General features: G+C 62.2%; 18 protein-coding genes. 10 read left to right on the top strand and 8 right to left on the bottom strand.

Features of this window, described 5'->3' with window-relative positions; translation table 11 throughout:
* Positions 1–14: 14 nt before the first annotated feature.
* Positions 15–1,088, bottom strand: a complete 1,074-nt coding sequence (locus tag G5154_RS12705; protein WP_421251041.1) for a hypothetical protein — start codon at positions 1,086–1,088, stop codon at positions 15–17.
* 286 nt (positions 1,089–1,374) lie between these two features.
* Between G5154_RS12705 and G5154_RS12700 the strand changes: the two genes are divergently transcribed.
* The 5 genes from G5154_RS12700 (at position 1,375) to dtd (ending at position 7,274) form a co-directional block, all read left to right on the top strand.
* On the top strand, positions 1,375–2,808 hold the full coding sequence (locus tag G5154_RS12700) for a DUF2867 domain-containing protein (RefSeq protein ID WP_421251042.1): 1,434 nt from the start codon (positions 1,375–1,377) through the stop codon (positions 2,806–2,808).
* Between the two features lie 169 nt (positions 2,809–2,977).
* Complete coding sequence (locus tag G5154_RS12695) at positions 2,978–4,204, top strand: aromatic amino acid transporter (RefSeq protein WP_346215062.1); 1,227 nt, start codon at positions 2,978–2,980, stop codon at positions 4,202–4,204.
* 254 nt (positions 4,205–4,458) lie between these two features.
* The gene (locus G5154_RS12690) at positions 4,459–5,700 is read left to right on the top strand and encodes a malic enzyme-like NAD(P)-binding protein (RefSeq protein WP_346215061.1); all 1,242 of its coding nucleotides are present in this window, start codon (positions 4,459–4,461) and stop codon (positions 5,698–5,700) included.
* Positions 5,701–5,877: 177 nt separating this feature from the next.
* Complete coding sequence (locus tag G5154_RS12685; protein WP_005340664.1) at positions 5,878–6,750, top strand: virulence factor BrkB family protein; 873 nt, start codon at positions 5,878–5,880, stop codon at positions 6,748–6,750.
* Positions 6,751–6,836: 86 nt separating this feature from the next.
* The gene (gene dtd / locus G5154_RS12680; protein WP_033138812.1) at positions 6,837–7,274 is read left to right on the top strand and encodes a D-aminoacyl-tRNA deacylase; all 438 of its coding nucleotides are present in this window, start codon (positions 6,837–6,839) and stop codon (positions 7,272–7,274) included.
* On the opposite strand, the gene G5154_RS12675 is transcribed toward dtd, so the two are convergent.
* Complete coding sequence (locus tag G5154_RS12675) at positions 7,263–7,943, bottom strand: spermidine synthase (protein ID WP_042081703.1); 681 nt, start codon at positions 7,941–7,943, stop codon at positions 7,263–7,265. The genes dtd and G5154_RS12675 overlap by 12 nt on opposite strands.
* A gap of 170 nt (positions 7,944–8,113) precedes the next feature.
* Here G5154_RS12675 and G5154_RS12670 point away from each other — a divergent pair, with 170 nt between their 5' ends.
* Entirely contained in the window at positions 8,114–9,022 is a 909-nt protein-coding gene (locus G5154_RS12670; protein WP_421251043.1) for a YiiD C-terminal domain-containing protein, read from the top strand.
* Positions 9,023–9,076: 54 nt separating this feature from the next.
* Here the strand turns inward: G5154_RS12670 and G5154_RS12665 are convergent, their stop codons facing one another.
* From G5154_RS12665 to gntU, 4 genes are all read right to left on the bottom strand, one after another.
* A complete protein-coding gene (locus tag G5154_RS12665) occupies positions 9,077–11,194 on the bottom strand; it encodes an AsmA family protein (protein ID WP_421251044.1) in 2,118 nt (705 codons plus the stop codon).
* Between the two features lie 143 nt (positions 11,195–11,337).
* Positions 11,338–13,407, bottom strand: coding sequence for an ATP-dependent DNA helicase RecG (gene recG, locus G5154_RS12660; protein ID WP_421251045.1), 2,070 nt, complete (start codon positions 13,405–13,407; stop codon positions 11,338–11,340).
* Between the two features lie 190 nt (positions 13,408–13,597).
* A complete protein-coding gene (gene pssA, locus G5154_RS12655; protein WP_421251046.1) occupies positions 13,598–14,947 on the bottom strand; it encodes a CDP-diacylglycerol--serine O-phosphatidyltransferase in 1,350 nt (449 codons plus the stop codon).
* A gap of 150 nt (positions 14,948–15,097) precedes the next feature.
* Positions 15,098–16,438 carry a gluconate transporter gene (gene gntU, locus G5154_RS12650; protein ID WP_005355418.1) on the bottom strand — a complete coding sequence of 447 codons (1,341 nt, stop codon included), beginning with the start codon at positions 16,436–16,438 and terminating at the stop codon, positions 15,098–15,100.
* A 245-nt stretch (positions 16,439–16,683) separates the two neighbouring features.
* On the opposite strand from gntU, the gene G5154_RS12645 reads away from it, so the two are divergent.
* From G5154_RS12645 to G5154_RS12635, 3 genes are read left to right on the top strand one after another with little or no spacing between them, the layout of a single operon-like run.
* Complete coding sequence (locus G5154_RS12645) at positions 16,684–17,193, top strand: gluconokinase (protein WP_005340649.1); 510 nt, start codon at positions 16,684–16,686, stop codon at positions 17,191–17,193.
* A complete protein-coding gene (gene edd, locus G5154_RS12640; protein ID WP_421251047.1) occupies positions 17,190–18,986 on the top strand; it encodes a phosphogluconate dehydratase in 1,797 nt (598 codons plus the stop codon). Before G5154_RS12645 ends, edd begins: the two co-directional genes overlap by 4 nt.
* Before the next feature lie 9 nt (positions 18,987–18,995).
* Complete coding sequence (locus G5154_RS12635; protein WP_005342660.1) at positions 18,996–19,637, top strand: bifunctional 4-hydroxy-2-oxoglutarate aldolase/2-dehydro-3-deoxy-phosphogluconate aldolase; 642 nt, start codon at positions 18,996–18,998, stop codon at positions 19,635–19,637.
* Positions 19,638–19,721: 84 nt separating this feature from the next.
* Here G5154_RS12635 and G5154_RS12630 read toward each other — a convergent pair whose 3' ends face one another.
* The gene (locus G5154_RS12630; protein ID WP_043821541.1) at positions 19,722–20,729 is read right to left on the bottom strand and encodes a substrate-binding domain-containing protein; all 1,008 of its coding nucleotides are present in this window, start codon (positions 20,727–20,729) and stop codon (positions 19,722–19,724) included.
* A gap of 89 nt (positions 20,730–20,818) precedes the next feature.
* Here G5154_RS12630 and G5154_RS12625 point away from each other — a divergent pair, with 89 nt between their 5' ends.
* Positions 20,819–21,469, top strand: a complete 651-nt coding sequence (locus G5154_RS12625; protein ID WP_005340643.1) for a Qnr family pentapeptide repeat protein — start codon at positions 20,819–20,821, stop codon at positions 21,467–21,469.
* Positions 21,470–21,602: 133 nt separating this feature from the next.
* Here the strand turns inward: G5154_RS12625 and envC are convergent, their stop codons facing one another.
* Complete coding sequence (envC, locus tag G5154_RS12620) at positions 21,603–22,955, bottom strand: murein hydrolase activator EnvC (RefSeq protein WP_421251048.1); 1,353 nt, start codon at positions 22,953–22,955, stop codon at positions 21,603–21,605.
* Position 22,956: the final 1 nt, after the last annotated feature.

The following is a 22,956-nucleotide window of genomic DNA, read 5'->3' as shown; positions in this document are numbered from 1 at the left end:
TGCGGGTGCCGGGTTCAGACCCGCAGATCGATCTGCTGCACCCAGCCGCCCTTGCCCTGTTCGGTCACATAGAGGCCGGACTGGCGCAGCACCCCCTGATTGCCGCTTTCCCCCAGATGGTTGAAGGGGGTGTCGAGGGGATGCAGCAGGATGGCGCCGATCCCCAGCTCCACCAGAGCGATGGGGGAGTGTTCCGGCTGCCAGAACTGCAGCGCCGAGAACTGGCTATCCCGCTCGTCCAGCACCCCGTTGCCATCCTCATCCAGGGTTGCCAGCTCGCCAAAACCGTTGCCGGAGCGGGCCCCGAACAGCTCGCCGCCATCGTCTATGGTGCCGTTGCCGTTGCGATCCAGCGCCACAAAGCCGCTGCCTTCACTCAAGCCCGGCAGGCTATCCTCTTGGCCATCCTGATCAATGTCGAACTTGACCCGGGCGTCGGTCAGGCCGGCGATTTTTCCATCCAGACTGAGCACCAGTGGATCCTTGAGAGCATTGAGGGTAGTGCGCCGCTGGCTCACCTCCAGCTGGCGCCAGTCGAGCACAAAGCCGAGATCGAGCTGAATAGTCTGACCATCCCGAGTCGCTACGCTGGCCGATGCCACCACGTTGAGCTGCTCCTGTTGCAGCAGGGTGTCAGTCACCTCCACCAGTTGATCCGTCTCGGCGGCCTGAGCCGCGGCGTCTCCTTGGGTCACTCCATCGCCTCCCTCTTCGGAGGGTTTGATCGGCTTGGGCAGCTCGATTTCGTGGCCCAGCATCGCCTCAATCATCAGCTTGATCAGCCGCTGGCGGTTATCCAGTCCATCGTCGGGAATACCATCCTGCTCTTTGCCGACGTCCGCTGCGGGCGGGGCGGGAGGTGTTGCTGCTTGCTGACTGGTGGCGGATTGCCTCGCGGTTTGCAGCGTCAGGGTGCTGCTGCGTTCGCCGGCCGCGGCCGTGTTGTTGCCCTCCGGTGGATTGACGGCGGGTGGCACTGGCCCGAGGTTGCGCACCTTGCGGCTCTGGGCCTGCTGTTGCCGGTATTGCACCTCCCCCTGGAGGTCGTAGTGATCGATGCGCATACGTTCGCCCTCGGCGCTATACATCTGGTCAGTTATCGACCAGTCAATGAGCAGGGCTTAACACCAAATCGGACTAATCAGAGAGGTGGTTAGTACTAGGTTGCAAGGTGGTGGCGTGGCAGGATGGCAAGAGACTGGATGGTGGCGCTCTAGTTGAACATTTTCAGGTAGCGCTGCGCACGCTGACTGACAAGCAGCATCGGTAAGGATAGGGAGAATTACATGAGAAATTGTCTGGTGATGGGTGTGGCGGGCTATGGTGGATTCCTGTCTGGCGCCCCTTGCATCAATGATGCTGAGGGCTGCACTCATGCGTAACTGTCTGGTGATGGGGGCGGCAGGATATATCGGTTCCTATCTGGTGCCCCACCTGCAGACCCTCGGCTACAAGGTGATTGCCGGGGCGCGCCGTCCCTGCCGCTTGCCTGAGGGGGTGGAGTTTCGCCTCGCCGACAGCCTCAAACCCATCACTCTGCTGCCTGCGCTGGCGGGCATAGATACCGTCTTCTATCTGGTGCATGCCATGGGGGCGGGAGCCGATTTTCACCGGCTGGAGCAGCAAGGGGTGAAGAACTTCGCCGCCGCTGCCCGCGCAGCCGGGGTGCGCCGCATCATCTATCTCGGGGCAATCCAGCCCGAGCAATGCAACAGCCGCCATCTCAACTCCCGCCGCCACTGTGGCGAGCTGTTTCGCGAATCTGGCGTGCCGACGGTTGAGCTACGCGCCGGCATCATCATCGGGCCCGGTTCGGCGGCGTTCGAGGTGATGCGGGATCTGGTGTTCAACCTGCCGATGATGGTGACGCCCAAATGGGTGCGCTCGCGCACGCCGCCGATTGCGCTGTCAAACCTGTTGCACTATCTGGGCGGGCTGGTAGAGGCCGACGAGGTGGATGGCCGCATCTTCAATGCGGTCGGCCCAGAACTGCTCAGCTATCAGCAGCAGTTGCAGAAGTTCGCCGCCCATATCGGCAAGCGCTGCCCCATCATTCCCATCCCGTTTCTGAGTCCGCGCCTCTCCGCCTGGTGGCTGCAGTTCGTCACTTCTGTGCCGCAGCCGGTGGCCAAGGCGCTGGTGGGCGGTCTCAAGCACGATATTCCGGCGGATGACGGCCCGCTGCGTGCCTTGCTGCCGCAGACCCTGCTCAGCTTCGACGAGGCGCTGGCGGAGAGTCTGGCGCTGGAGCAGAAGCTGGGTGCCGAACAGCAGGGGCAGGAGACGCCGCTTGGCCTGCGCTGGCGCCATCCCGAATATGGTTTCTATGACCGTACCGCCAGCGGCGATGCCATCTGCCTCGCCTCTCCCGAGGTGGTGTGGCAGGTGTTGCAGCAGCTGGGGGGTGAGCAGCGCTACTTCTACATGAACCAGCTGTGGGTGGTGCGCGAATGGATGGATCATCTGATCGGCGGTCCGGCCCGCACCCGTGGCCGCACCAATCCGGATCGTTTCGTGAAGGGGGATATGCTCGACTCCTGGCAGATCCTCGGGGTGGATGAGGGGCGCAGGCTCGATCTCTTGTTCAACATGAAGGCCCCGGGCGTCGGGCGGCTGGAGTTCAACATCCTGCCGGAGGAGTCCGGGTTGACCCGCATCCGGGTCACCGCTCACTGGCACCCGCAGGGCGCTTGGGGGCTGGCCTACTGGCTCGCCATGCTGCCGTTCCACCTCTTTATCTTTCAGGGGATGACCGAGGCCATCGCCCGTCAGGCCGAAGCGAGGGCAGGTATCCCGGTGATGGATTAAACCCTCTTCACACTACCCCCGCTGATAGAGTGCCCCATTCGGGGCATTGTTTATGCGGCGGCCATGCCCGGTTATGGCAGATAGTGGTAGGCGTCTCATGGCAAAGGCTGGCATCATGCCGCAGTCTTGTTTACCGCGGATAGATAATCAGTCAGAAAAAGAAGGGATTATGAAGAAAAAACCGTCAATTTTGGGGGGCGCCTGCATCATTGCCAGCGTCTGCGTGGGGGCCGGCATGCTCGGTCTGCCAAGTTCGGGGGCGGGGGCCTGGACCCTATGGTCGGTGCTGGCACTGACCGTCACTATGGTGATGATGACCCTCTCCGGCTGGATGCTGCTGGAATCCTTCCAGCACCACGACATGCGGGTCTCCTTCAATACCGTGACTCGCGAGCTGCTGGGGGAGAAGCTCAATCTCCTCAACAACCTCTCGGTCTACTTTGTTGGCGGCATTCTGCTCTACGCCTATATCACCTCCTCCGGTGCCATCCTGCAGGGGATTCTGGGGATCGACAGCAAGCTCGCGTCCGTGCTGTTTGTGGCGCTCTTCTCTGCGGTGGTGTGGCACTCGACCCGCGCCGTTGACCGTATTTCGGTGGTGCTGATCGCCTTCATGATCCTCAGCTTCGCCCTCGGTGTGGCCGGTCTGCTCGGCAGTATCAAGCTGCCGACCCTGCTCGATCTGGCGGGCAGCGAGAGCCGCTACGCTCCCTATGCCATGGCGATGCTGCCGGTAGCGCTCACCTCGTTTGGCTATCACCACTCGGTGGCCTCCCTGCGTGCCTATTACCAGAACGAGCAGCAGGCCAGATGGGCCATTCTGGGGGGAACCCTGATCGCGCTGGCGCTCTACGTGCTCTGGCTGCTGGGGATCTTCGGCAACCTGCCCCGTCAGGATTTTGCTCCCGTGATTGCCAGGGGAGGTGACGTGAGTGTGCTGCTCTCCGCGCTTTCAGGGGTGATCGAATCGGAGAAGGTGGCCAGCGCCATCAACGGCTTCTCCATGGCGGCCATCCTCTCCTCCTTTATCGGGGTGGGGCTCGGGGTGTTCGACTATCTGGCTGATCTGTTCAAGTTCGACAACAGCCGCGCCGGTCGCTGCAAGACCTGGGCGGTCACCTTCCTGCCGCCGCTGGTGCTCTCCCTGCTCTTCCCGTTCGGCTTCCTGCTGGCCATCGGCTATGCCGGTGCCGCCGCCACCATCTGGACTTGCATCATCCCGGCACTGTTGGTGCTGCGCACCCGGGCGCGGGCCGAGCGGGGCGAAGTGACCCCCCATTTCGTCACCCCAGGCGGCAAGCTGATGGCCTGGCTGCTGATCCTGTTCGGATTGGCGACCGCGCTGTTCCACTTCCTGTCGATGGCAAATCTGTTGCCGGTCTATCTGGGCAACTGAGTCAGGTCTACAGCACTGACAGAAAGGGCGGCAAGGCCAACTTGCCGCCCTTTTTGCGCCATTTTTACCCCACATGGCAGGATCTATAACTAAAGTGGTAGGTGTGAGCGGGGTAAGGTGCTGAAATAACTGGTCTGATCTGGCTGATGGCAGCATGATCTGCTGGGCATGCCCACCGCTTTCTTTTATGATCCCCGCCCTTCTGTGTGCCCCCTATCGGCACCTCATTTGCACCAACCACATCGGGGTCCCCCATGTCCGATCTGCGTCAAGAAGCACTCGATTACCACGCCCAGCCCGTACCGGGCAAAATTGCCATCGCCCTGACCAAGCCTGCCGAAACCGCCCGCGATCTGGCGCTGGCCTACAGCCCGGGTGTTGCCGAGCCGGTGCGCGAGATCGCCGCCAACCCGGCCGATGCCTACCGCTATACCGGCAAGGGCAATCTGGTGGCCGTCATCTCCAACGGCACTGCCATTCTGGGGCTGGGCAATCTGGGGCCGCTGGCCTCCAAGCCGGTGATGGAGGGCAAGGCCCTGCTGTTCAAGCGCTTCGCCGGCATCGACGCCATCGACATCGAGGTGAAGCACGAGACCAGCCAGCAGTTCATCGACACGGTGGCGGCTATCGCCGATACCTTCGGCGGCATCAATCTGGAAGATATCAAGGCGCCGGAGTGCTTCGAGATCGAGCAGGCGCTGATCGAGCGCTGCGATATTCCGGTGTTCCATGATGACCAGCACGGTACCGCTATCGTCACCGCAGCCGGTCTGCTCAACGCGCTGGAAGTGCAGGGCAAGCAGATCAGTGACAGCCGCATCGTCTGCATGGGGGCGGGGGCTGCCGCCACCGCCTGTATGGATCTGCTGATCAAGTGCGGCGCCAGGGCGCACAACATTTTCATGCTGGATCGTCAGGGGGTGATTCACACCGGCCGCACTGATCTCAACAAGTACAAGCAGCGCTTCGCCAACGAGACCCCGCTGCGCACCCTGATGGATGTCATCGAAGGGGCGGATGTGTTTGTCGGCGTCTCCGGCCCCGATGTGCTGCCCGCCGAAGCGGTCGCCCTGATGGCGCCCAATCCGGTGATCTTTGCCTGCTCCAACCCGGACCCGGAGATCAAGCCGGCGCTGGCCCACGGGGTGCGCAGCGACCTTATCATGGGTACCGGTCGTTCCGACTACCCGAACCAGATCAACAACGTGCTCTGCTTCCCCTTCATCTTCCGCGGTGCCCTCGACGCCCGTGCCAGCCGCATCAACGATGCCATGAAGATTGCTGCGGTCGAGGCAATCCGCGCGCTTGCCAAGGAGCCGGTGCCGGCCGAGGTGCTGACCGCCGCCGGGGTCAACGAGCTCGCCTTCGGCAAGGATTACGTCATTCCCAAGCCGATGGATGCCCGTCTGCAGCCGCGGGTTGCCCGCGCCGTGGCGCTGGCGGCGGTGGCCTCCGGCGTCGCCCGCATCGAGCTGCCTGCGGACTACATGCTGTAATCCGGCGTTGCAAACGGCCCCTTTATCGGGGCCGTTTTTATTTCTGCTTCTGGCGACAGCCAGAGACGCCATCCGGGCGACAGATTGGGGCAGATGGAGGCAAATCGGGTGCAAAGGTGGTCAAACAGCGCTCTCCTCTGACACAATATTGCCACTATGACGCTAACGAGAATCAAGATGCAGCAGCCTGTCAGCGGCCGTTTGGCCCACGCCCTCTCCTTCTTGCGCCATGATGGTCGCCACTTTGCCCAGTTTGTCTGGGGCCGTTTCCAGCAGGACAGATTGACGGTTACCGCCGGTTATCTGGCCTATGTCACCCTGCTTTCGCTGGTGCCGATGATCGCCGTGGTCTTTGGCATGATGTCCGCCTTCCCGGTGTTCCAGAGCCTCAAGCAGGCAATGGAGCAGTTCGTCTACCACAACTTTGTGCCGACCGCGGGCGACATGCTCAAGGAGTACATCGACGGCTTCGTCGCCAATGCCACCAACACCACGGCAGTGGGGATTGGGGCGCTGGTGGTGGTGGCGTTGATGCTGATCTCCGCCATCGACAAGAACCTCAACTACATCTGGCGTTCGACCCAGGGCCGCCCGCTGGCGCAGGCGTTTGCCATGTACTGGATGATCCTCACCCTGGGGCCCGTGCTTATCGGGGCCAGCATCGCCATCTCATCCTACATCTTCTCGCTGCGGCTGTTTGGCGCCGAGAGCCTGTTCGGTATCGGTTATCTGCTGTTGCGGGGTTTGCCGTTCCTCTTCTCGGTGCTCACCTTCCTGCTGGTCTATACCGTGGTGCCCAACTGCAAGGTACGGCTGATCCACGCCTTTATCGGCGCACTGGTAGCGGCGACCCTGTTCGAGCTGGCCAAGCGCGGCTTTGCCATCTACATCACCAACTTCCCCTCCTATCAGGCCATCTATGGCGCGCTGGCCACCATCCCGATCCTGTTTGTCTGGGTCTATTTGAGTTGGCTGGTGGTATTGCTTGGCGCAGAGACCACGGCCTGCCTCGGTGAATATGAAAAACCGGCGAGCGAAGAGCTGGGCTAAGCCATCGCCTTGGCCACCGGTTTATTGGTAGCATCGACGACCGCCCCTGTGAGGGGGCGGTCGTTCTGTTTTGAGAGGAGAGGGATGTGATTGCACTGATTCAGCGGGTCTCCGAGGCCAGCGTGACTGTCGAGGGGGAGGTGACCGGCGCCATCGGTCAGGGATTGCTGGTACTGCTCGGGGTAGAGCAGGGGGATGACGAGGCCAAGGCCGACAAACTGCTGCACAAGGTGAGCGGCTATCGGGTCTTCTCCGACGAGAATGGCAAGATGAACCTCAATGTCAGCCAGATCGGCGGCAGTCTGCTGGTGGTCTCCCAGTTTACCCTGGCGGCCGACACCAAGAGCGGGATGCGCCCGAGCTTCTCCTGCGGCGCTCACCCGAGCGAGGCCGAGCGGCTCTATGACTATTTCGTGGCCAAGGCTGCTGCCAGCGGCATCCCGACCGCAACCGGGCGCTTTGCCGCCGACATGAAGGTGGCGCTTGTCAACGATGGCCCGGTTACCTTCTGGCTACAGGTCTGAGGATGCCTGATCCCGCGGTATGACGTGGACAATCACGTTGATGAGCCCTGCGACCGGATAGGGGGTAGCCGGGCCAATCCACTGCTCAATCAGTGTCAGGGCGTGGGTTAGCTCCAGTTCGGTGCGCGGCAGCAGGTTGATCACCAGGGTGCCGCAGAGGCGGGGAGCCAGCGCCCGGTAGAGCCGCTCCTGAAACAGCAGCAGCGGGTTGCCATCCTGACTGAAGAGATCGAGCAGGATGAGGTCGTACTGCTGCTCACTCTGCTCGAGAAAGGCGAGGGCATCGGCCTGATGGAGTGCCGGAGCGGCGCGTTCATCGCTCTCCTGATGCTGGAAAAACTGCTGATAAACGGTCAGCACCTCTTCGTCGAGGTCAACGCACTCGTGGCGAGCATCGGGCCAGCGCTGACTCAGATGGCGGGTGAGATCGCCGCCACCCAGCCCAAGTTCGAGAATCTGCTCAGCCCGCTCCGGCAGCAGGCAGGCGATGACCCGTTGATGGGGCAGACAGAGGGTCGCGGGGTTGGCGAGCAACATAGCGGATTGCACCACGCCGTCTATCTCCAGCCAGCGGTGCTGGTCATTTTCCTGTACCGTGAGGCGGCGCTGGGGTTTGACGCTGAGGTGCAACAAGTGATCGGCTTGGTACGCTTGCAGATTGAAGTCCATGAATTTGCACGGCAAGATGGTTTCCGACCAGTGTAACTCAAGGATGAAACTATGTACCGGGTAGTCACCCCTCAGACAGTCGCCGAGCTGGGTACTTACTGCAAGCTGCGCTGGAAACGTCTGTGTAAGCCCTTCCATCTGCTAGTCGGCGCAAACTCAAGGATCGCTTTATGTATCGGGTAGTCACTCCTCAAACGGCAGCCGAGCTGGATGCCTACTACCAGTTGCGCTGGGAACTTCTGCGTAAGCCCTTCAATCTGCCGGTCGGTTCCGAGCGGGACGAATACGACACTGTCGCCATTCACCGGTTGATGCTGGCACCCGATGGCACTCCCATCGCGGTAGGCCGCCTCTTTATCGGCGGTGACGAGGCGCAGATCCGCTTTATGGCGCTGCGTCCGGAATATCGCGGTCAGGGGCTGGGTGCCAAAATGGTGGAGGATCTCGAGCAGCTGGCCCGCAGCGAGAAGGTGAAACGGCTGGTGATGAACGCCCGTCAGGAGGCGGTGGAGTTCTATCGCAAGTGCGGCTTTCTCGAAGTGGGGGGCGGCCCCGTCTCCTTTGGTCGGATTCCCCATCGCCAGATGATCAAATCCCTGAGCCCGTTGCAGACTATCCAGTACCGGCCGGAGTGGTGTCAGGATCTCACCACCCGCTGGTCGCGCGGGGTACCCATCAGCGAGAAGATGGGGATGCACATCAGCCACTACGATGGCCAGGCTTTCCACCTCAAGGCCAATCTGGCGGCCAATTTCAACGTGCATGGCAGCATGTTCGCCGGCAGTGTCTACAGCCAGTGCGTGCTGGCAGGCTGGGGGTTGATCTGGTTGCAGCTTAAAGAGGAGGGGCTGGTGGGCGAGCCGGTGCTGGCCGAGAGCTCCATCAAATATCATGGCCCGGTCGATGAGGAGCCCGAGGCGCGAGTAGCCCGCGAGGGGATGCCCGCTGTGCTGCAGCCGCTCAAACGGGGGGAGCCTGCCACCTTCAGCCTCAAGATCCAGCTGTTCAGCGGCAGCAAGCTGGCGGCGGAGTTCTGCGGTCACTATGTGGTGCAGCCGCCCCGCCGTCCGGGCCAGTAACCGCGTCGTTTCCCCATCAAACAACAAGGCCTCATCATGAGGCCTTGTCTGTTTTTACCCTTGTTGGCTGTCGCTTGTCTGCCCGGCTTGGGTCTGCACTTGGGCCTGGTTTTGGGCTTTCGTTGCGGGAGCCGGTCGCCAGAGCGGGGCGCTGTTGCCTTGCGGCGGATAGCGTACTCCCACTTCCCAGCCGCAAGAGTCCTGCTTCTGCGGGAAGCTCCAGGCCAGCGTGGGTTCCGTCAACGGCCCGCGCCACTGGCCGAGCAGCTCGGCGCAGCGGTTGCCGTTGAGGATCCCCAGATCCAGCTGCCACTGCTCGTTGACCAGATCGATCCCACCTTGCAGCGCCAGTAGATGGGTGATGGTGGAGGCGCCAGCCTGCTCGACTTGTAGTTGCCCCTTGTCGATCTTGCCCTGCAGCTTGATGCGGTAGAAGGGGGTGTCACCCTCCTGCATCGCCTGCCACAGCTGTTCCGGCGTCAGGGTGGGCGGGGTCGCTCCCTTGAACCACTCATCCAGCAGCGGATCTATCTTCACCTTGTCCCAGAACGGCTCGTCGGCATCGAGGGCAAAGCTGCCCTGCAGGGTTTGGCGCCACTCGCCTGCCGTTTTGCCATGTTCGGCTTGCAGATCGGCGCTCACGTCCGCCTTGCCAGCGAACGAGACAGGGGAGTGGAATATCTTGCCCCACTGCTGCAGATCCAGCTTGGTTGCCTGCAACTGCAGGCGGCTGCTCTGGCCCGGTTCGCGGCCCCACTGACCACTCAGGCTGAAGGTGCCCTCATCCGGCAGCGAGCTGGTGAGTTTGCCCAACTGCCACGAGCTGGGGGTCAGCTCGCCATCCAGTTCACCGTTGCGGGCGCTGAGGCCATCCCACACCAGCTCGAACCACTTGCTCTCGATACGGGCACGGCCGAGCAGCGGGCCGGGCTGGTTATTGCGCAGGGCGAGATCGCTCAGATAGAGCTGCCAGCCGGTCAGCGACAGAGGGATGGAATCGTCGAAGGAGAGCACCTTGAGCTTGTCGAACGCCAGCTTGCGGATATCCACCTGCTGCGGGCGCCAGCTCTGCCAATCCTGCCACCACCCTTGCGGCAGGCTGATATCCATGCCGCTCAGCGCCACGTCTTTCAGGGTCAGCTTCTGCTGCAGGGTATCGAGGGAGAGCTCGACATTGAACTCCCCTTCATAGGCCTTGCCCTGTAGTTCGCCGTCGATCTGTTGGGGCGAGAAGGCGAGCTTGCCCTTGATCTCCTCCAGCTGGAACAGGCCACGACCCATGTCCCCCAGGGTGCCGCTCAGATAGCCGGTGGGCTGGCTGCCCGCCTGCCAGTTGAAGGCGGTGAGCTGGCCGCTGAAGTTGTTGAAGGAGAGCTCCTGATTGATGTCGTTGAGGCTGACGCCGTCCAACTGACCGCGATCCAGCGACACGCTTTGCAACGGGAAGCGCTGCGGGAAGCCTTGCTGTGCCAGATCACCCAGCTCCACCCGCATGCCGCGCGCCTTGAGATCGTGCAGTTGCAAGGTTCGAGCGGGCCAGTCCAGCACCATGCCGGTCTCCAGCAGACCGTCGAACAGGTTGGTCACCAGCTTGTCGCTGCGCAGCACTTCTCCTTCCAGCCGTCCTTGCAGGTTGAGACGGGCGAAGGTGAACTGCGGGGTCTCCAGCTGGCCGATATTGAGGCTCAGGTTGGCCTGTGGCTGCCGTTTCGGATCGATCAGCTCCCAGTCGCTCAGGGTGGCATTGAGGCCGCGCAGGGTCAGCTCGGGGCTTTCCAGACTGAGCCTGTCTATGGTGCTGTCGCTGATGGTGAGGGAGTGCACCGGCAGGCTAGGCAGTTGGTTGGGCAGCGGCAGCTTGATGGTCGGGCGAATGAGATCGAGATGGGCGATGCGCACGTCGCGGCTCAGCCAGTCGATGCTCTCGATCTCCAGATAGATCTTGTCGAGGGAGACCGCATCGCCGTAACGCACCTGCTCAGCCAGCAGGGTGTAGGGGTGCAGCGGGTTGAACACCAGTCGCCCTATGGTGACCGGCACGCCGGTCTGCTGGCTGATCCAGCTGGCGATGGGGCCTTTGGCGCGCTCGGCGTCGAACAGGCCGAGGGCAACCCAGACAAACAGCAGCAGGAAGGCGAAGGTGTAGAGCAGGCCGCGTAGCCAGGAATTCATGGGTGCTTTCCTCCTGTTTTGGGGTGTGTTGTCAGGCGTTTGAGTAGTGGTCTCGCAGACCGAGCCAACGCCGTATCAAGGGGGCGACATGGCTTGTGTGCCTATCCATAAGGACATGTGCCCATCTTCTTCATCTACCTCGATCAGGCATTGGAATAGTGATCCCGTAAGCCGAGCCAGCGTCGTATCAAGGGTTCGACATGGCTCGGATGCCTATCCATAAGGAAGCGCGCCATTTTTTGCACCTGTGGAATAAGCGGCTGATCCCGCACCAGATCGGCGATCTTGAGGTCGGCCAGACCGGTCTGGCGGGTGCCGAGCAGTTCCCCCGGGCCGCGCAGTTCCAGATCGCGCTGGGCGATCAGGAAGCCGTCGTTGGTCTCCCGCAGCACCCCGAGTCGGCTCTGGGCCGTCTTGGACAAGGGGGCATGATAGAGCAGCACGCAGTGAGAGGCCACCGCACCCCGGCCAACCCGGCCGCGCAGCTGGTGCAACTGCGCCAGCCCGAGCCGTTCCGGGTTCTCGATGATCATCAGGCTGGCGTTGGGCACATCCACCCCCACCTCGATGACGGTGGTGGCGACCAGCAGTTGCAGTATGCCTGCCTTGAACTCCTCCATCACCCGCTGTTTCTCGACCGGGCGCATCCGGCCGTGTACCAGCCCGATATGCAGGCCGGGCAGCAGGTTTTGCAGCTCGGCGGCGGTATCCTCGGCAGCCTGACACTCCAGCACCTCCGACTCCTCGATCAGGGTGCAGACCCAGTAGGCCTGCTTGCCCTCGGTGCAGGCGAGCTTGACCCGCTCGATCACGTCGCCGCGACGGCTGTCGGGCAGCGCCACTGTGGTGATGGGGGTTCGGCCCGGCGGCAGTTCGTCGATGACCGAGGTGTCGAGGTCGGCATAGGCGGTCATCGCCAGGGTGCGGGGGATGGGGGTAGCGGTCATGATGAGCTGATGGGGATGCACCCCTTCCCGCTCCCCTTTCTCGCGCAGGGCGAGGCGCTGATGCACCCCGAATCTGTGCTGTTCATCGATGATGACCAGCGCCAGACGCTGGAACACCACCTGCTCCTGAAAGATGGCGTGGGTGCCCACCACCATCTTGACGCTGCCATCTTTGATCGCGGCCAGCGACTCTTCCCGCGCCTTGCCTTTCTGTTTGCCCGCCAGCCAGCCGACTCCGATGCCGAGCGGCTCCAGCCACTTGGCAAAGTTGATGGCGTGCTGTTCCGCCAGCAGCTCGGTCGGCGCCATCAGCCCCACCTGACAGCCGTTGCCGATTGCCTGCAGGGCGGCCAGCGCCGCGACCAAGGTCTTGCCGGAGCCCACATCCCCCTGTACCAGCCGCATCATGGGGTGGCTCTGTTGCAGATCCTTGCTTATCTCGGCCACCACCCGGCTCTGGGCGCCGGTGGGCTTGAACGGCAGAGCGCCGAGCAGTTGTTCAACCAGCGCGGGCGCCGGTTTGAGGGCGCGGGCCAGCTGGGTTTGTGCCTGAGCACGCACCTTCAAGACCGAGAGGTTGTGCGCCAGTAGCTCCTCCAGTACCAGTCGCTGCTGGGCCGGATGTTGGCCGCTTTCCAGCAGTGGCAGTGCCACTGAGGGGGGCGGGCGGTGCAGCAGCTTCAGGGCGGCGGACAGCTCAATCTGCTGGGGATAGAGGCCGGCGGGCAGCAGCTCCTCCACGCCATAGAGGTCAAGCTGGGCCAGCGCCTGATCGGTGAGGTTGCGCAGGGTGAGCTGGCGCAGCCCTTCGGTAGTCGGGTAGACGGGGGTGAGCGCCTCTTCGGTCTGGCCGGCCTGCTCCTCGCCGAGCAGCTTGTACTCGGGATGGGCCATCTCCAGCCCGTATTTGCCGGGGCGAACCTCGCCAAAGCAGCGGAGCAGACGGCCCGCCGCCAGACTGTTTTTCTGGGCGGCGGTGAAGTTGAAGAAGCGCAGGGTGAGGGTGCCGGTACCATCGCTGATGCGACAGACCATCATGCGGCGGCGCCCCATCACCAGCTGAGTGTCCTGGATTTCGCCCTCGACGGCGCCGTGCAGGCCGGGCGGCAGATCGCCGATGGGCCACACCTGGGTGCGGTCCTCGTAGCGCAGGGGAAGGTGGAACAGCAGATCCTGTACCGTGGCCAGCCCCAGCCGCTCGAGCTTCTCCAGCATCTTGCTGCCGACACCCTTGAGGCTATCGAGAGGAATTTTATCCAATTTCATCAATTAGATGCCCGAAAACACTGTAAATATGTCCAGATGATAGGGGTTGTTGAGGGGCCGATGCAAGCCGAGTTGCTGCTGGCAGGGCCGCCAAGGCGGGGGAAACGGCAGATATAACAAAGGCCTGCCGAAAACGGGAGGCCTTTGTGTGGCTGCCAACAGGCAAGGTGCGGGCGCATGGCGCCCAGGGTCAGATGATGCGCTTGAGCAGCAGGTGGGCCTTAACCCGGTGGATCCGTCCCAGCAGCTTGCGCACCTGTTCCGGGTAGTCCTGGATCTGTTCCACCTGATCGAAGTGGCTGATCCGCTTGGTGTTGGTCAGGATGTTATCCCGCTCCGCGTTGAACTGAGGGCGCAGCAGGTGGCGACGATCGTGTACCAGCAGGCCGTTCTCCAGATCCAGCGCCCAGGCGCGGGGGTTGAGGTTGTTGCCGGTGAGCAGGGCCCACTCGTCATCCACGAAGATCCCCTTGAGATGGTAGGAGTTGCGCTCGCAACACCAGAGCATCAGGTTGAGGCAACCGTCGTCGATGTGGCGCTGGTTGCGCTCGGCAAACTTGCGCAGGTTGGTCTCGTAGAGATAGGGCAGGCCACCGATGGTGGAGAACTTCTCTTCCGGCGGAATGAAGAAGTCGTTGGCGGTCTTGTCGCCCACTACGATGGTCACCTTGCAGCCGCGCTGCAGCAGATCCTCGATATCCTTGCTCAACTCCTTGGGCGGGTTGAAGTAAGGGGTGCAGATGAAGATCTCCCGCTCGGTGGCGCGCACCAGATTGCGGATCATCAGGTTGAGCTGATTGTTGCGCTTGCCCAGACCCACCATGGGGGTGACAGCCACTTCCTGAGTGTTGACCGGCATGGTGCTGAAGCGGTACTGGCTCTGGCGCAGGTTCTGCTTGAAGCGGCGGATCGGCCCCTTCAGCTGTTTGGCGCTGGGGATATCGCTGTGATCCAGTCGCTGCACCGCGTCGCTCTTCACGAACAGGTCATCCACATAGTTGACCATGCTGCGGGCCAGCTCCGGGCTGGTGATCTGGTGATAGCGATCGAAGCGGTAGCGATCCTGCTGGTGCAGGTAGATGTCGTTGAGGCTGGCACCGGAGTAGAGCACCACATCATCAAAGATGAAGCCCTTGAGGTGCAGCACGCCGAGCAGCTCGCGCCCTTTGACCGGCACGCCGTAGATTTCGATCTGGTGCTCGTGTTCGGCAGCCACGGCCTGATACATCAGGTGGTTGCCGCCCTGCTTGCCTTTGCCGATCAGGCCGCGCTGGGCACGGTGGAAGTCGACAAACAGCTTGATGTCGAGGGCCGGATTGCGCTGCTTGGCGGCGTAGAGGGCGGAGAGGATCTCCCGGCCTGCTTCGTCATCCTGCAGATAGAGCGCGACCAGATAGATGCGCCGGGTGGCACTGGCGATAAGCGCAAGAATGCGGCGTTTGAAATCCTGGGCGCTGTAGAGCACTTCAAACTGATCCGCTGCGACGGCGATCTGGGGCAGGCGCGCCAGCAGTTGTCGATAATGGGCCGATGAATGCATAGATAAACCTGAAATCACGGGGTTAAGCGTTCCACTCGGAGCGATGAATAGGCGATTCTAGCAATCTCGCCCTCTCAGCCAAAGAAAGAATCATCAGAAAGATGAAAAAGGCCTCACGAGTGAGGCCTTTTTGTCAGCATTTAGCCCTTGTCAGAGGAAGCTGTAGATGATCATCGCCATCACGCCGCCAGTGGTGCCGATGATGGTTTCCATCACGGTCCAGGTCTGCAGGGTCTGCTTCTCGGTCAGGCCGAGGTAGCGGTTCGCCAGCCAGAAACCGGAGTCGTTGACGTGGGAGAGCACGATGGCACCGCCGCCGATGGCGATGGTGACGGCAGCCAGCTGGGCACCGTTCAGGCCGAGCGGCTCCAGCATCGGCAGCACCAGACCGCAGGCGGTCAGCATGGCGACGGTGGCAGAGCCCTGAATCACCCGCACCGCAGCGGCCAGAATGAAGGCCAGCGCGACTATGGGTAGACCGGAATCGGCCAGCATGTTGCCAAGGGCAGCACCCACACCGGAATCAACCAGTACCTGCTTGAAGACGCCACCGGCACCGGTCACCAGAATGATGACACCGGCAGGCTGGATGGCGCTGTTGCAGACGCTCATCACCTCGTCACGGGACATGCCGCGGCGAATACCCAGCAGATAGAAGGCGGCCAGACAGGCGACCATGATGGCGGTGAAGGGGTGACCGATGAACTCCAGCCAGTTGTGCAGGGTGGAGCCCGCCTCGACGAAGCGACCGACGATGGTCTTGAGGCCGATCAGCAGCAGAGGCAAACCGATGAGGCCCATGGCCAGCCCGAAGGAAGGCAGGGATTTGCTGTCATCGTGGACACTGTTCTGGGCATCGGCAGGCAGCGGCACATCGACGATCTTGCTGATGAAGTCACCGAACAGCGGGCCCGCCAGGATCAGCGCCGGCACGGCGGCGATCAGGCCGAACAGGATCATGTAGCCGAAGTCGGCACCCAGCTGGGAAGCCACCAGAATCGGGCCCGGCGCCGGAATAAGGAAGGCCTGGCAAGTGGCGATACCCGCCAGCAGGGCGATACCAATCTTCACCACGCTGCCGCCACCACGACGGACGATGGCGAAGGCGACGCCGATCAGCAGCACCACGGCCACGTCAAAGAAGAGCGGCAGGGCGCAGACAAAGCCGGTCAGTGCCATGGCCCAGTTGGCGCGCTTTACGCCGAACTTGCCGAGCAGGGTGTGGGCTACCCGGTCGAGGGCACCGGTCACTTCCATCACCTTGCCGAACATGGCGCCCAGCGCCACCACCACGGCGACGAAACCGAGGGTGCCACCCATCCCTTTCTGGATGGTGTTGGCGATATCGGCCGGGTTCATGCCAGCGGCGAGACCCGCCACCATGGAGACCAGGATCAGGGCTACCACGGCGTGGAGCCGGGCCTTCATCACCAGGAAGAGCAGCAGCACAATCGAGCCGGCGGCTGTCATGATCAGGGAGAGGTCAGACATTGTTATGCGTTCCTTTTTCCAAGTTCAGTCGTGACACCTTGCCGATCCGTCGGCAAACCATATCTTTATGATTTATTTAGATTTATGGCAAGGGCTCAACATCATATGCCCAGGTGACTATGGGTTTGCTCAGTCTGTGGCAGACTTCACATTTTCAATCGTTACCGGTAACATGTTACCGGTAACGTGTTAGATTAGAACCCATCAACAGCTGGTTTTTTGAAAAGTGGGACAGAGGTCAAATTATGGCGGGTAAGTGCATTATCGTGATGGGTGTGTGTGGTAGCGGCAAATCCAGCGTGGGTCTGAAAGTGGCCGAAGCGCTGGGCGCCAAGTTTATCGATGGTGATGACCTGCACCCCAAGGCCAACATCCAGAAGATGGCTGGCGGCAACCCCCTCAACGATGAGGATCGTGCCCCCTGGCTGGAGCGGATCCGCGACGCCGCCTACAGTCTCGAGCAGAAGAACGAGACCGGCATCATTGTCTGTTCCGCCCTCAAAAAGAAGTACCGCGACCAGATCCGCGAAGGCAACGAGTCGGTCAGCTTCATTTTCCTCGATGGCAGCCAGCCGCTGATCCTCGAGCGGATGCGTGCCCGCAAGGGCCACTTCATGCGTGAAAGCATGGTACAAAGTCAGTTCGATACTCTGGAGCGCCCGGATGGCGAAGCCGGTGTATTCCACATTGATATAGACGGCACCTTCGAACAGGTGGTTGACCGCGCCGTCACAGCATTGGAGCAAGCCCAATGATTCATAAGGTAATTTCCGACGTCACTGCCCGCATCCGCGAGCGCAGTGCCGCCCGCCGTCAGGCCTTTATGGCCCGCATCCAGCGTCAGGCCGAGCAAGGCAAGACCCGCGCCGCACTGGCCTGCGGCAACCTGGCCCACGCCGTGGCCGCCTGCAGCAGTGACGAGAAGGGTCGCATCCTCGACATGACCCGTGCCAACGTCGGTATCGTCACCGCCTACAACGACATGCTGAGTGCCCATCAGCCCTATCAGGGCTATCCGGATATCATCAAGGGCGCGCTGGCCGAACTGGGCCACAGTGCTCAGGTCGCCGGCGGCGTGCCCGCCATGTGCGATGGCGTAACCCAGGGGCAGCCGGGGATGGACATGTCCCTCTTCTCCCGCGACCTGATCGCCCAGGCGACCGCGCTGTCGCTCTCTCACAACACCTTCGACGCCACCCTGCTGCTCGGCATCTGCGACAAGATCGCTCCGGGCCAGATCATGGGGGCCCTCTCCCACGCTCACCTGCCGACTGCATTTGTGCCTGCCGGCCCGATGGCGAGCGGCATCAGCAACGACGAGAAGGTGAAGGTGCGTCAGAAGTACGCCGCCGGTGAAGTGGGTCGCGATGCCCTGCTGGAGATGGAGTGCGGCGCCTACCATGCGGCGGGCACCTGCACCTTCTACGGCACCGCCAACACCAACCAGCTGGTATTCGAGGCCATGGGCCTGATGCTGCCGGGCTCCGCCTTTGTGCACCCGCATAGCGAGCTGCGCCATGCCCTGACCATTGAGGCGGCCCGCCGTATCAGCGCCATGATCCCGGGTTCCCCGGCCTATCGCCCCCTGAGCGAGGTGCTGGACGAGCGCTCGCTGGTCAACGGACTGGTGGCCCTGCTCGCCTCCGGCGGCAGTACCAACCACAGCATCCACATGGTGGCGCTGGCCCGCGCCGCCGGTCTGGTGCTGACCTGGGATGACATCAGCGATCTCTCCGATGTGGTGCCGCTGCTGGTTCGCATGTATCCGAACGGCCCGGCCGACGTGAACGCCTTCGAACAAGCAGGCGGCGTGCCCGGCCTGATGCGCCGTCTGGCGCAAGAGGGGCTGATCCACATGGACGCCACTCCAGTCTTTGGCGAGATGCAGGATTACCTCAGCCGTCCGGCACTGGTCGATGGCCAGCTGGTATGGCAGCCGGTGGGCGAGAGCGGCGATGCGAGCGTGCTTTCACCTTCCGGCAGCGTGTTCCAGGCCACCGGCGGCACCAAGCTGCTGGCGGGCAATCTGGGCCGCGCCGTGGTCAAGGTCTCCGCCGTGGCTCCCGAGTATCGGGTGATTGAAGCCCCAGCGCGGGTCTTCTCCTCCCAGCATGCGGTGGAAGCGGCCTACAAGGCGGGCGATCTCAATCAGGATGCCGTGATCGTGGTGCGCCACAATGGACCGGCCGCCAACGGTATGCCGGAGCTGCACAAGCTGATGCCGGTGCTCGGCAACCTGCAGAAGGCGGGTTACAAGGTGGCGCTGGTCACCGATGGCCGTCTCTCCGGTGCCTCCGGCAAGATCCCAGCCGCCATCCACGTCACCCCGGAAGCGCTGCACGGCGGGGCCATTGGCCTGCTGGCCGACGGCGATCTGCTGCGGGTTGATGCGGTAAACGGCAGCCTCGACTGCCTGACCGATTTGAGTGGCCGTACCCAGGCCGAGATTGACCTCACTCTGGAACAAGAGGGGTGGGGCCGTGAACTGTTCAGCGTGATGCGTCGCGCGGTATCGAGCGCCGAGTGTGGCGCCACCATCTTTGACTAAGGAAGAGCTATGCAGAACTGGAAAGTGACCCCGGCCGAGGTGTTTGCCGCCTCCCCGCTGGTACCCGTGATGGTTATCAACGAGCTGGATCAAGCCCTGCCGATGGCCAAGGCGCTGCTCGACGGCGGCATCTCTGTCTTCGAAATCACCCTGCGCACCCCGGTGGCGCTCGATGCCATCGCCCTCATTGCCAAGGCGATGCCGGATGCCATGGTCGGTGCTGGTACCGTGCTCAACTGCGAGCAGTTTGACGCAGCCGTTGCCGCCGGTGCCCGCTTCGTCATCTCCCCGGGGATGACGCCGGCCCTGCTGGCTCACGCGGCCAAGAGCACCGCGCCGCTGATCCCGGGTGTGGCAACTCCGTCTGAAGTGATGCAGGCGCTGGAAGCGGGCTATGACCACCTGAAGTTCTTCCCGGCCGAAGCGAACGGCGGCACCAAGGCGCTCTCCGCCATTGCCGCGCCGCTGCCCCAGGTGAAGTTCTGCCCGACCGGCGGTATCGGCCCGAAAAACGTGGCCGACTATCTGGCGCTCAAATGCGTGGCCACTGTCGGCGGCTCCTGGATGCTGCCGGCCGATGCGGTCAAGAGCGGCAACTGGGAAGAGGTGACCCGCCTCTCCCGCGAAGCGGTTGAGCTGGTAAAACGCTAAGCATCAGTTGTGCCGAAAACCAAACAGGCCACCCTCGGGTGGCCTGTTTGCTATCAGCGTGACTTAAGTGGGTGAGGGAAGGGATTACCCCAGACTCTCCCCGACATAGAGGGAGAAGCCGATATCCTTGCGGGTGTCGGGTTGGGATTGGCCGCTGAGACGAGCCAGCAGCATGGTGGCCGCCTCCCGACCGATCGCTTCCCGCGGGGTGGCGATACTGGCCAGTTTGGGGGTCATGGCGTGGCCGATGTCGAGAGCGTTGCAACCGGCGATGGCGATCTGCTGGGGCACCGGGATCCACTTGGCCTGACACTGCAGCAGAGCACCCACCGCCAGGTCATCGTTGGTGCAGAACAGGCCGTCGAGGTCGGGATAGCGTACCAGCGCCTGATCCAGCAGCTCGCCCCCCAGAGTGAAGCTGGAGGATTGTTCGGTCAGCAGATGCTGGCCGGTGAGGCCGAAGTCGGTCATCGCCTGATAGTAACCCTCCATCCGCAGCTGGGTGCGCACGTCGAGCCGCGCCCCCAGATAGACCACCTTGCGTCGGCCCCGGCGCAGCATCTCTGTTACCATGGCCCGGGCCGCGGCTCTATGGTCCATGCCGACCACCATATCGATGGGGGTTTGCGGCAGATCCATGGTCTCCACCACCGGAATGCCGGCGGTGGCGATCATCTTGCGAGTGCGCTCTGTGTGCTGGCTGTCGGAGAGGATGAGGCCATCCACATGGTAGGAGAGTAGGGACGCGACCTGCTCCTCCTCCCGCTCCGGACTGTAGCCGTAGTGGGCCAGCAGGGTCTGGTAGCCGGCCGGTCGGGTCACCGACTCGATGCCGTGGATCACCGCCGAGAATACTTGGTTGGAAAGTGAGGGGATCAGGATGCCGATCGCCTTGCTGGTCGCGTTGGAGAGAATATCCGGCGCCCGATTGGGGATATAACCCAGCTCTTCCACTACAGCTGCGATCCGCTCGCGGGTCCCCTCCGCCACGGTCTGCGGGTCGCGCAGATAGCGGCTGACAGTCATCTTGGTCACGCCGGTCTGGTCGGCGATATCTTGCAGGGTGGGGCGGCGCTTGCGGGTGGGGCTCATAGGGGTGTCCAGCGTGGATGTTACATGTAACATTACCGTTTTTGGCGGATAAAGTCAGCATATGAAGCCGTTTTGGCAGGAGTTTTCCGATGATCAGAGGCAAGCAGTTTGTGGATGTCCGGTTCGAGCAACAGGATGTGGAGGGGGAGCAGTTCTCGGAGTGCCGCTTTATCGGCTGCAACTTCTCCTGGCTGGATCTGAGCGATAGCCGCTTCATCGACTGCAGCTTCTACGATCGGGAGAGCGAACGGGGCTGCCTGTTGCAGGGTTGCGATCTGCGCGAGGCCAGCTTTCTACGCTGCGATCTCACCATGGCCGATTGCAGCCGCAGCCAGTGTCTGGGGTTGGAGATGCGCGACTGTCAGGCGGTCGGTATTAACTTCAGCCATGCCAGCTTCGCCAACCAGATCACCGCCAAAAGCTACTTCTGCGAGGCCCATCTGACCGGCAACAACTTCAGCTATGCCAGCTTCGAGGGCTGCCTGCTGGAGAAGTGCGAGCTGACCGGCAACCGTTGGCAGGGGGCCAACCTGTTTGGTGCCTCGCTGGCGGGTTCCGATCTCAGCGGCTCCGAGTTTGGCCAGATTGACTGGACCAGCTTCAAGCTGCAGGGCTGCGATCTGCGCCAGTGCGATCTGCCAGGGCTGGATCTGCGCCGGGTCGATCTGCAGGGAGTACAGATCAACGAGGATCAGCAGCAGACATTGCTGGAGCAGATAGGTCTGGTTGTCTTCCCCTGAGTCGAGCAAAAAAATAGGTAATTTTTCATCAAATGGGAGTGACAGCGGGTTGCTGTACTCCTGAAACGACAAAAGCCTGCGTGATGCAGGCTTTTGCTAGTGAGCGTGTGATGCGTTTGTCGGCCGGGTTGACTCAACCCTTGGCCAGCCATTTGGTCGGGTTGATGGCCTCGCCCTGATAGCGAATTTCGAAGTAGAGGCCCGGTCTGTCCTGGCCACCACTGTCACCGACCAGTGCCACTGGTTCACCCTGTTCCACATTCTGGCCAACCTGACGCAGCAGCGACTGATTGTGACCGTAGAGGCTCATGTAGCCCTTACCGTGATCGATTACCAGCAGCATACCGAAGCCGTCGAGCCAGTCGGCGTAAACCACTTGTCCCGGTGCGACCGCCTTTACCTGGGTTCCTTCGCTGGCGCCGATCAGGGTTCCTTTCCACTTGAGCTGGGCGGTGCGCGGCGAGCCGTAGGCGATGAGGATCGGCCCCTGTACCGGCCAGCGCAGGCTGCCATTGGTCTTGAGCCCGCTGTAGTAACCTGCGGTCCCAATCCCAGAGCCTCGCTCCGGTTTGGTACTGGACATCTCTTCGACCGGTTCTGCCGGTTTGACGGTTTTGTTCTGCTGGGCGGCAAGTCGTTGTTGCTCGGCGCGGCGCTGCTCGGCCAGCTTGCGCTGACGTTCCTGTTCCGCTTTCAGCTTGGCCAGCCGTTCCCGTTCGGCCCGTTCGCGGCGCTCCTGCTCTTCCCGCTGGCGGCGCAGCTCCTCCAGCCGCGCTTTCAGCGCCTTCTCCGCCTTGACCAGCTTGGAGAGCTTCTGCTCGTCATCCTGTACCGACTGCTGCAACTGGTTGCGCACCTTGGCCCGGCTCTGCTGGCTGGCCAGCAGGGCCTGGTGATGCTCCTGCTGTTCGGCAAGCAGGGTCTGCAGTCTGGTTTCGGTCTCTTTGGTTGCTTGCTGGTTTTTCGCCAGCTTGTCACGGGTGGCGCGCAGGGCGTCGATGGCCTCGATGCGGGCCTTGTTGAGGTAGTCGTAGTAGTCGAGCGAGCGGCTCAGTTTGGCCGGATCTTGCTGATTTAGCAGCAGTTTGAGGTAGTCGTGGTTGCCCGCCTGAAAGGCGCTTTCCGCCTGCTTGGCCAGCAACTGCTTTTGATGTTTGGCTTGAGCTTCCAGCGCCAGCTTGTCTTTTTGCAGGGTCGCCAGCTTCTGCTGGTTCTGCTTCAACTGCTGCTTGGTCTGGTTGAGTTTGGCGGCGGCGGCCGAGATGGCCTGCTCGTCAGCCTTGAGCTGGGTATTGAGCTTGGCAAGCTCCTGCTTGCTGAGCTTGATGGTCTTCTGTTGCTCTTTGATCTGGGACTGCATGGTGCCCAGCTGCTGATTGGCGGCCAAAGCCGATTTGCTGGCGCCAAACAACAGGCAAAAAAACAGCGCGCCGGCCAACAGGCCGACGCGACTGGTTTTCTGTGAAATAACTTCGCATCCCCGCATG

The sequence above is a fragment of the Aeromonas sp. 600527 genome (genome assembly GCF_049175415.1).
Lineage (GTDB): Bacteria > Pseudomonadota > Gammaproteobacteria > Enterobacterales > Aeromonadaceae > Aeromonas > Aeromonas veronii_A.
Note: the sequence above shows the minus strand (reverse complement) of the source record. Positions and strands in the feature narration are given on the sequence as shown.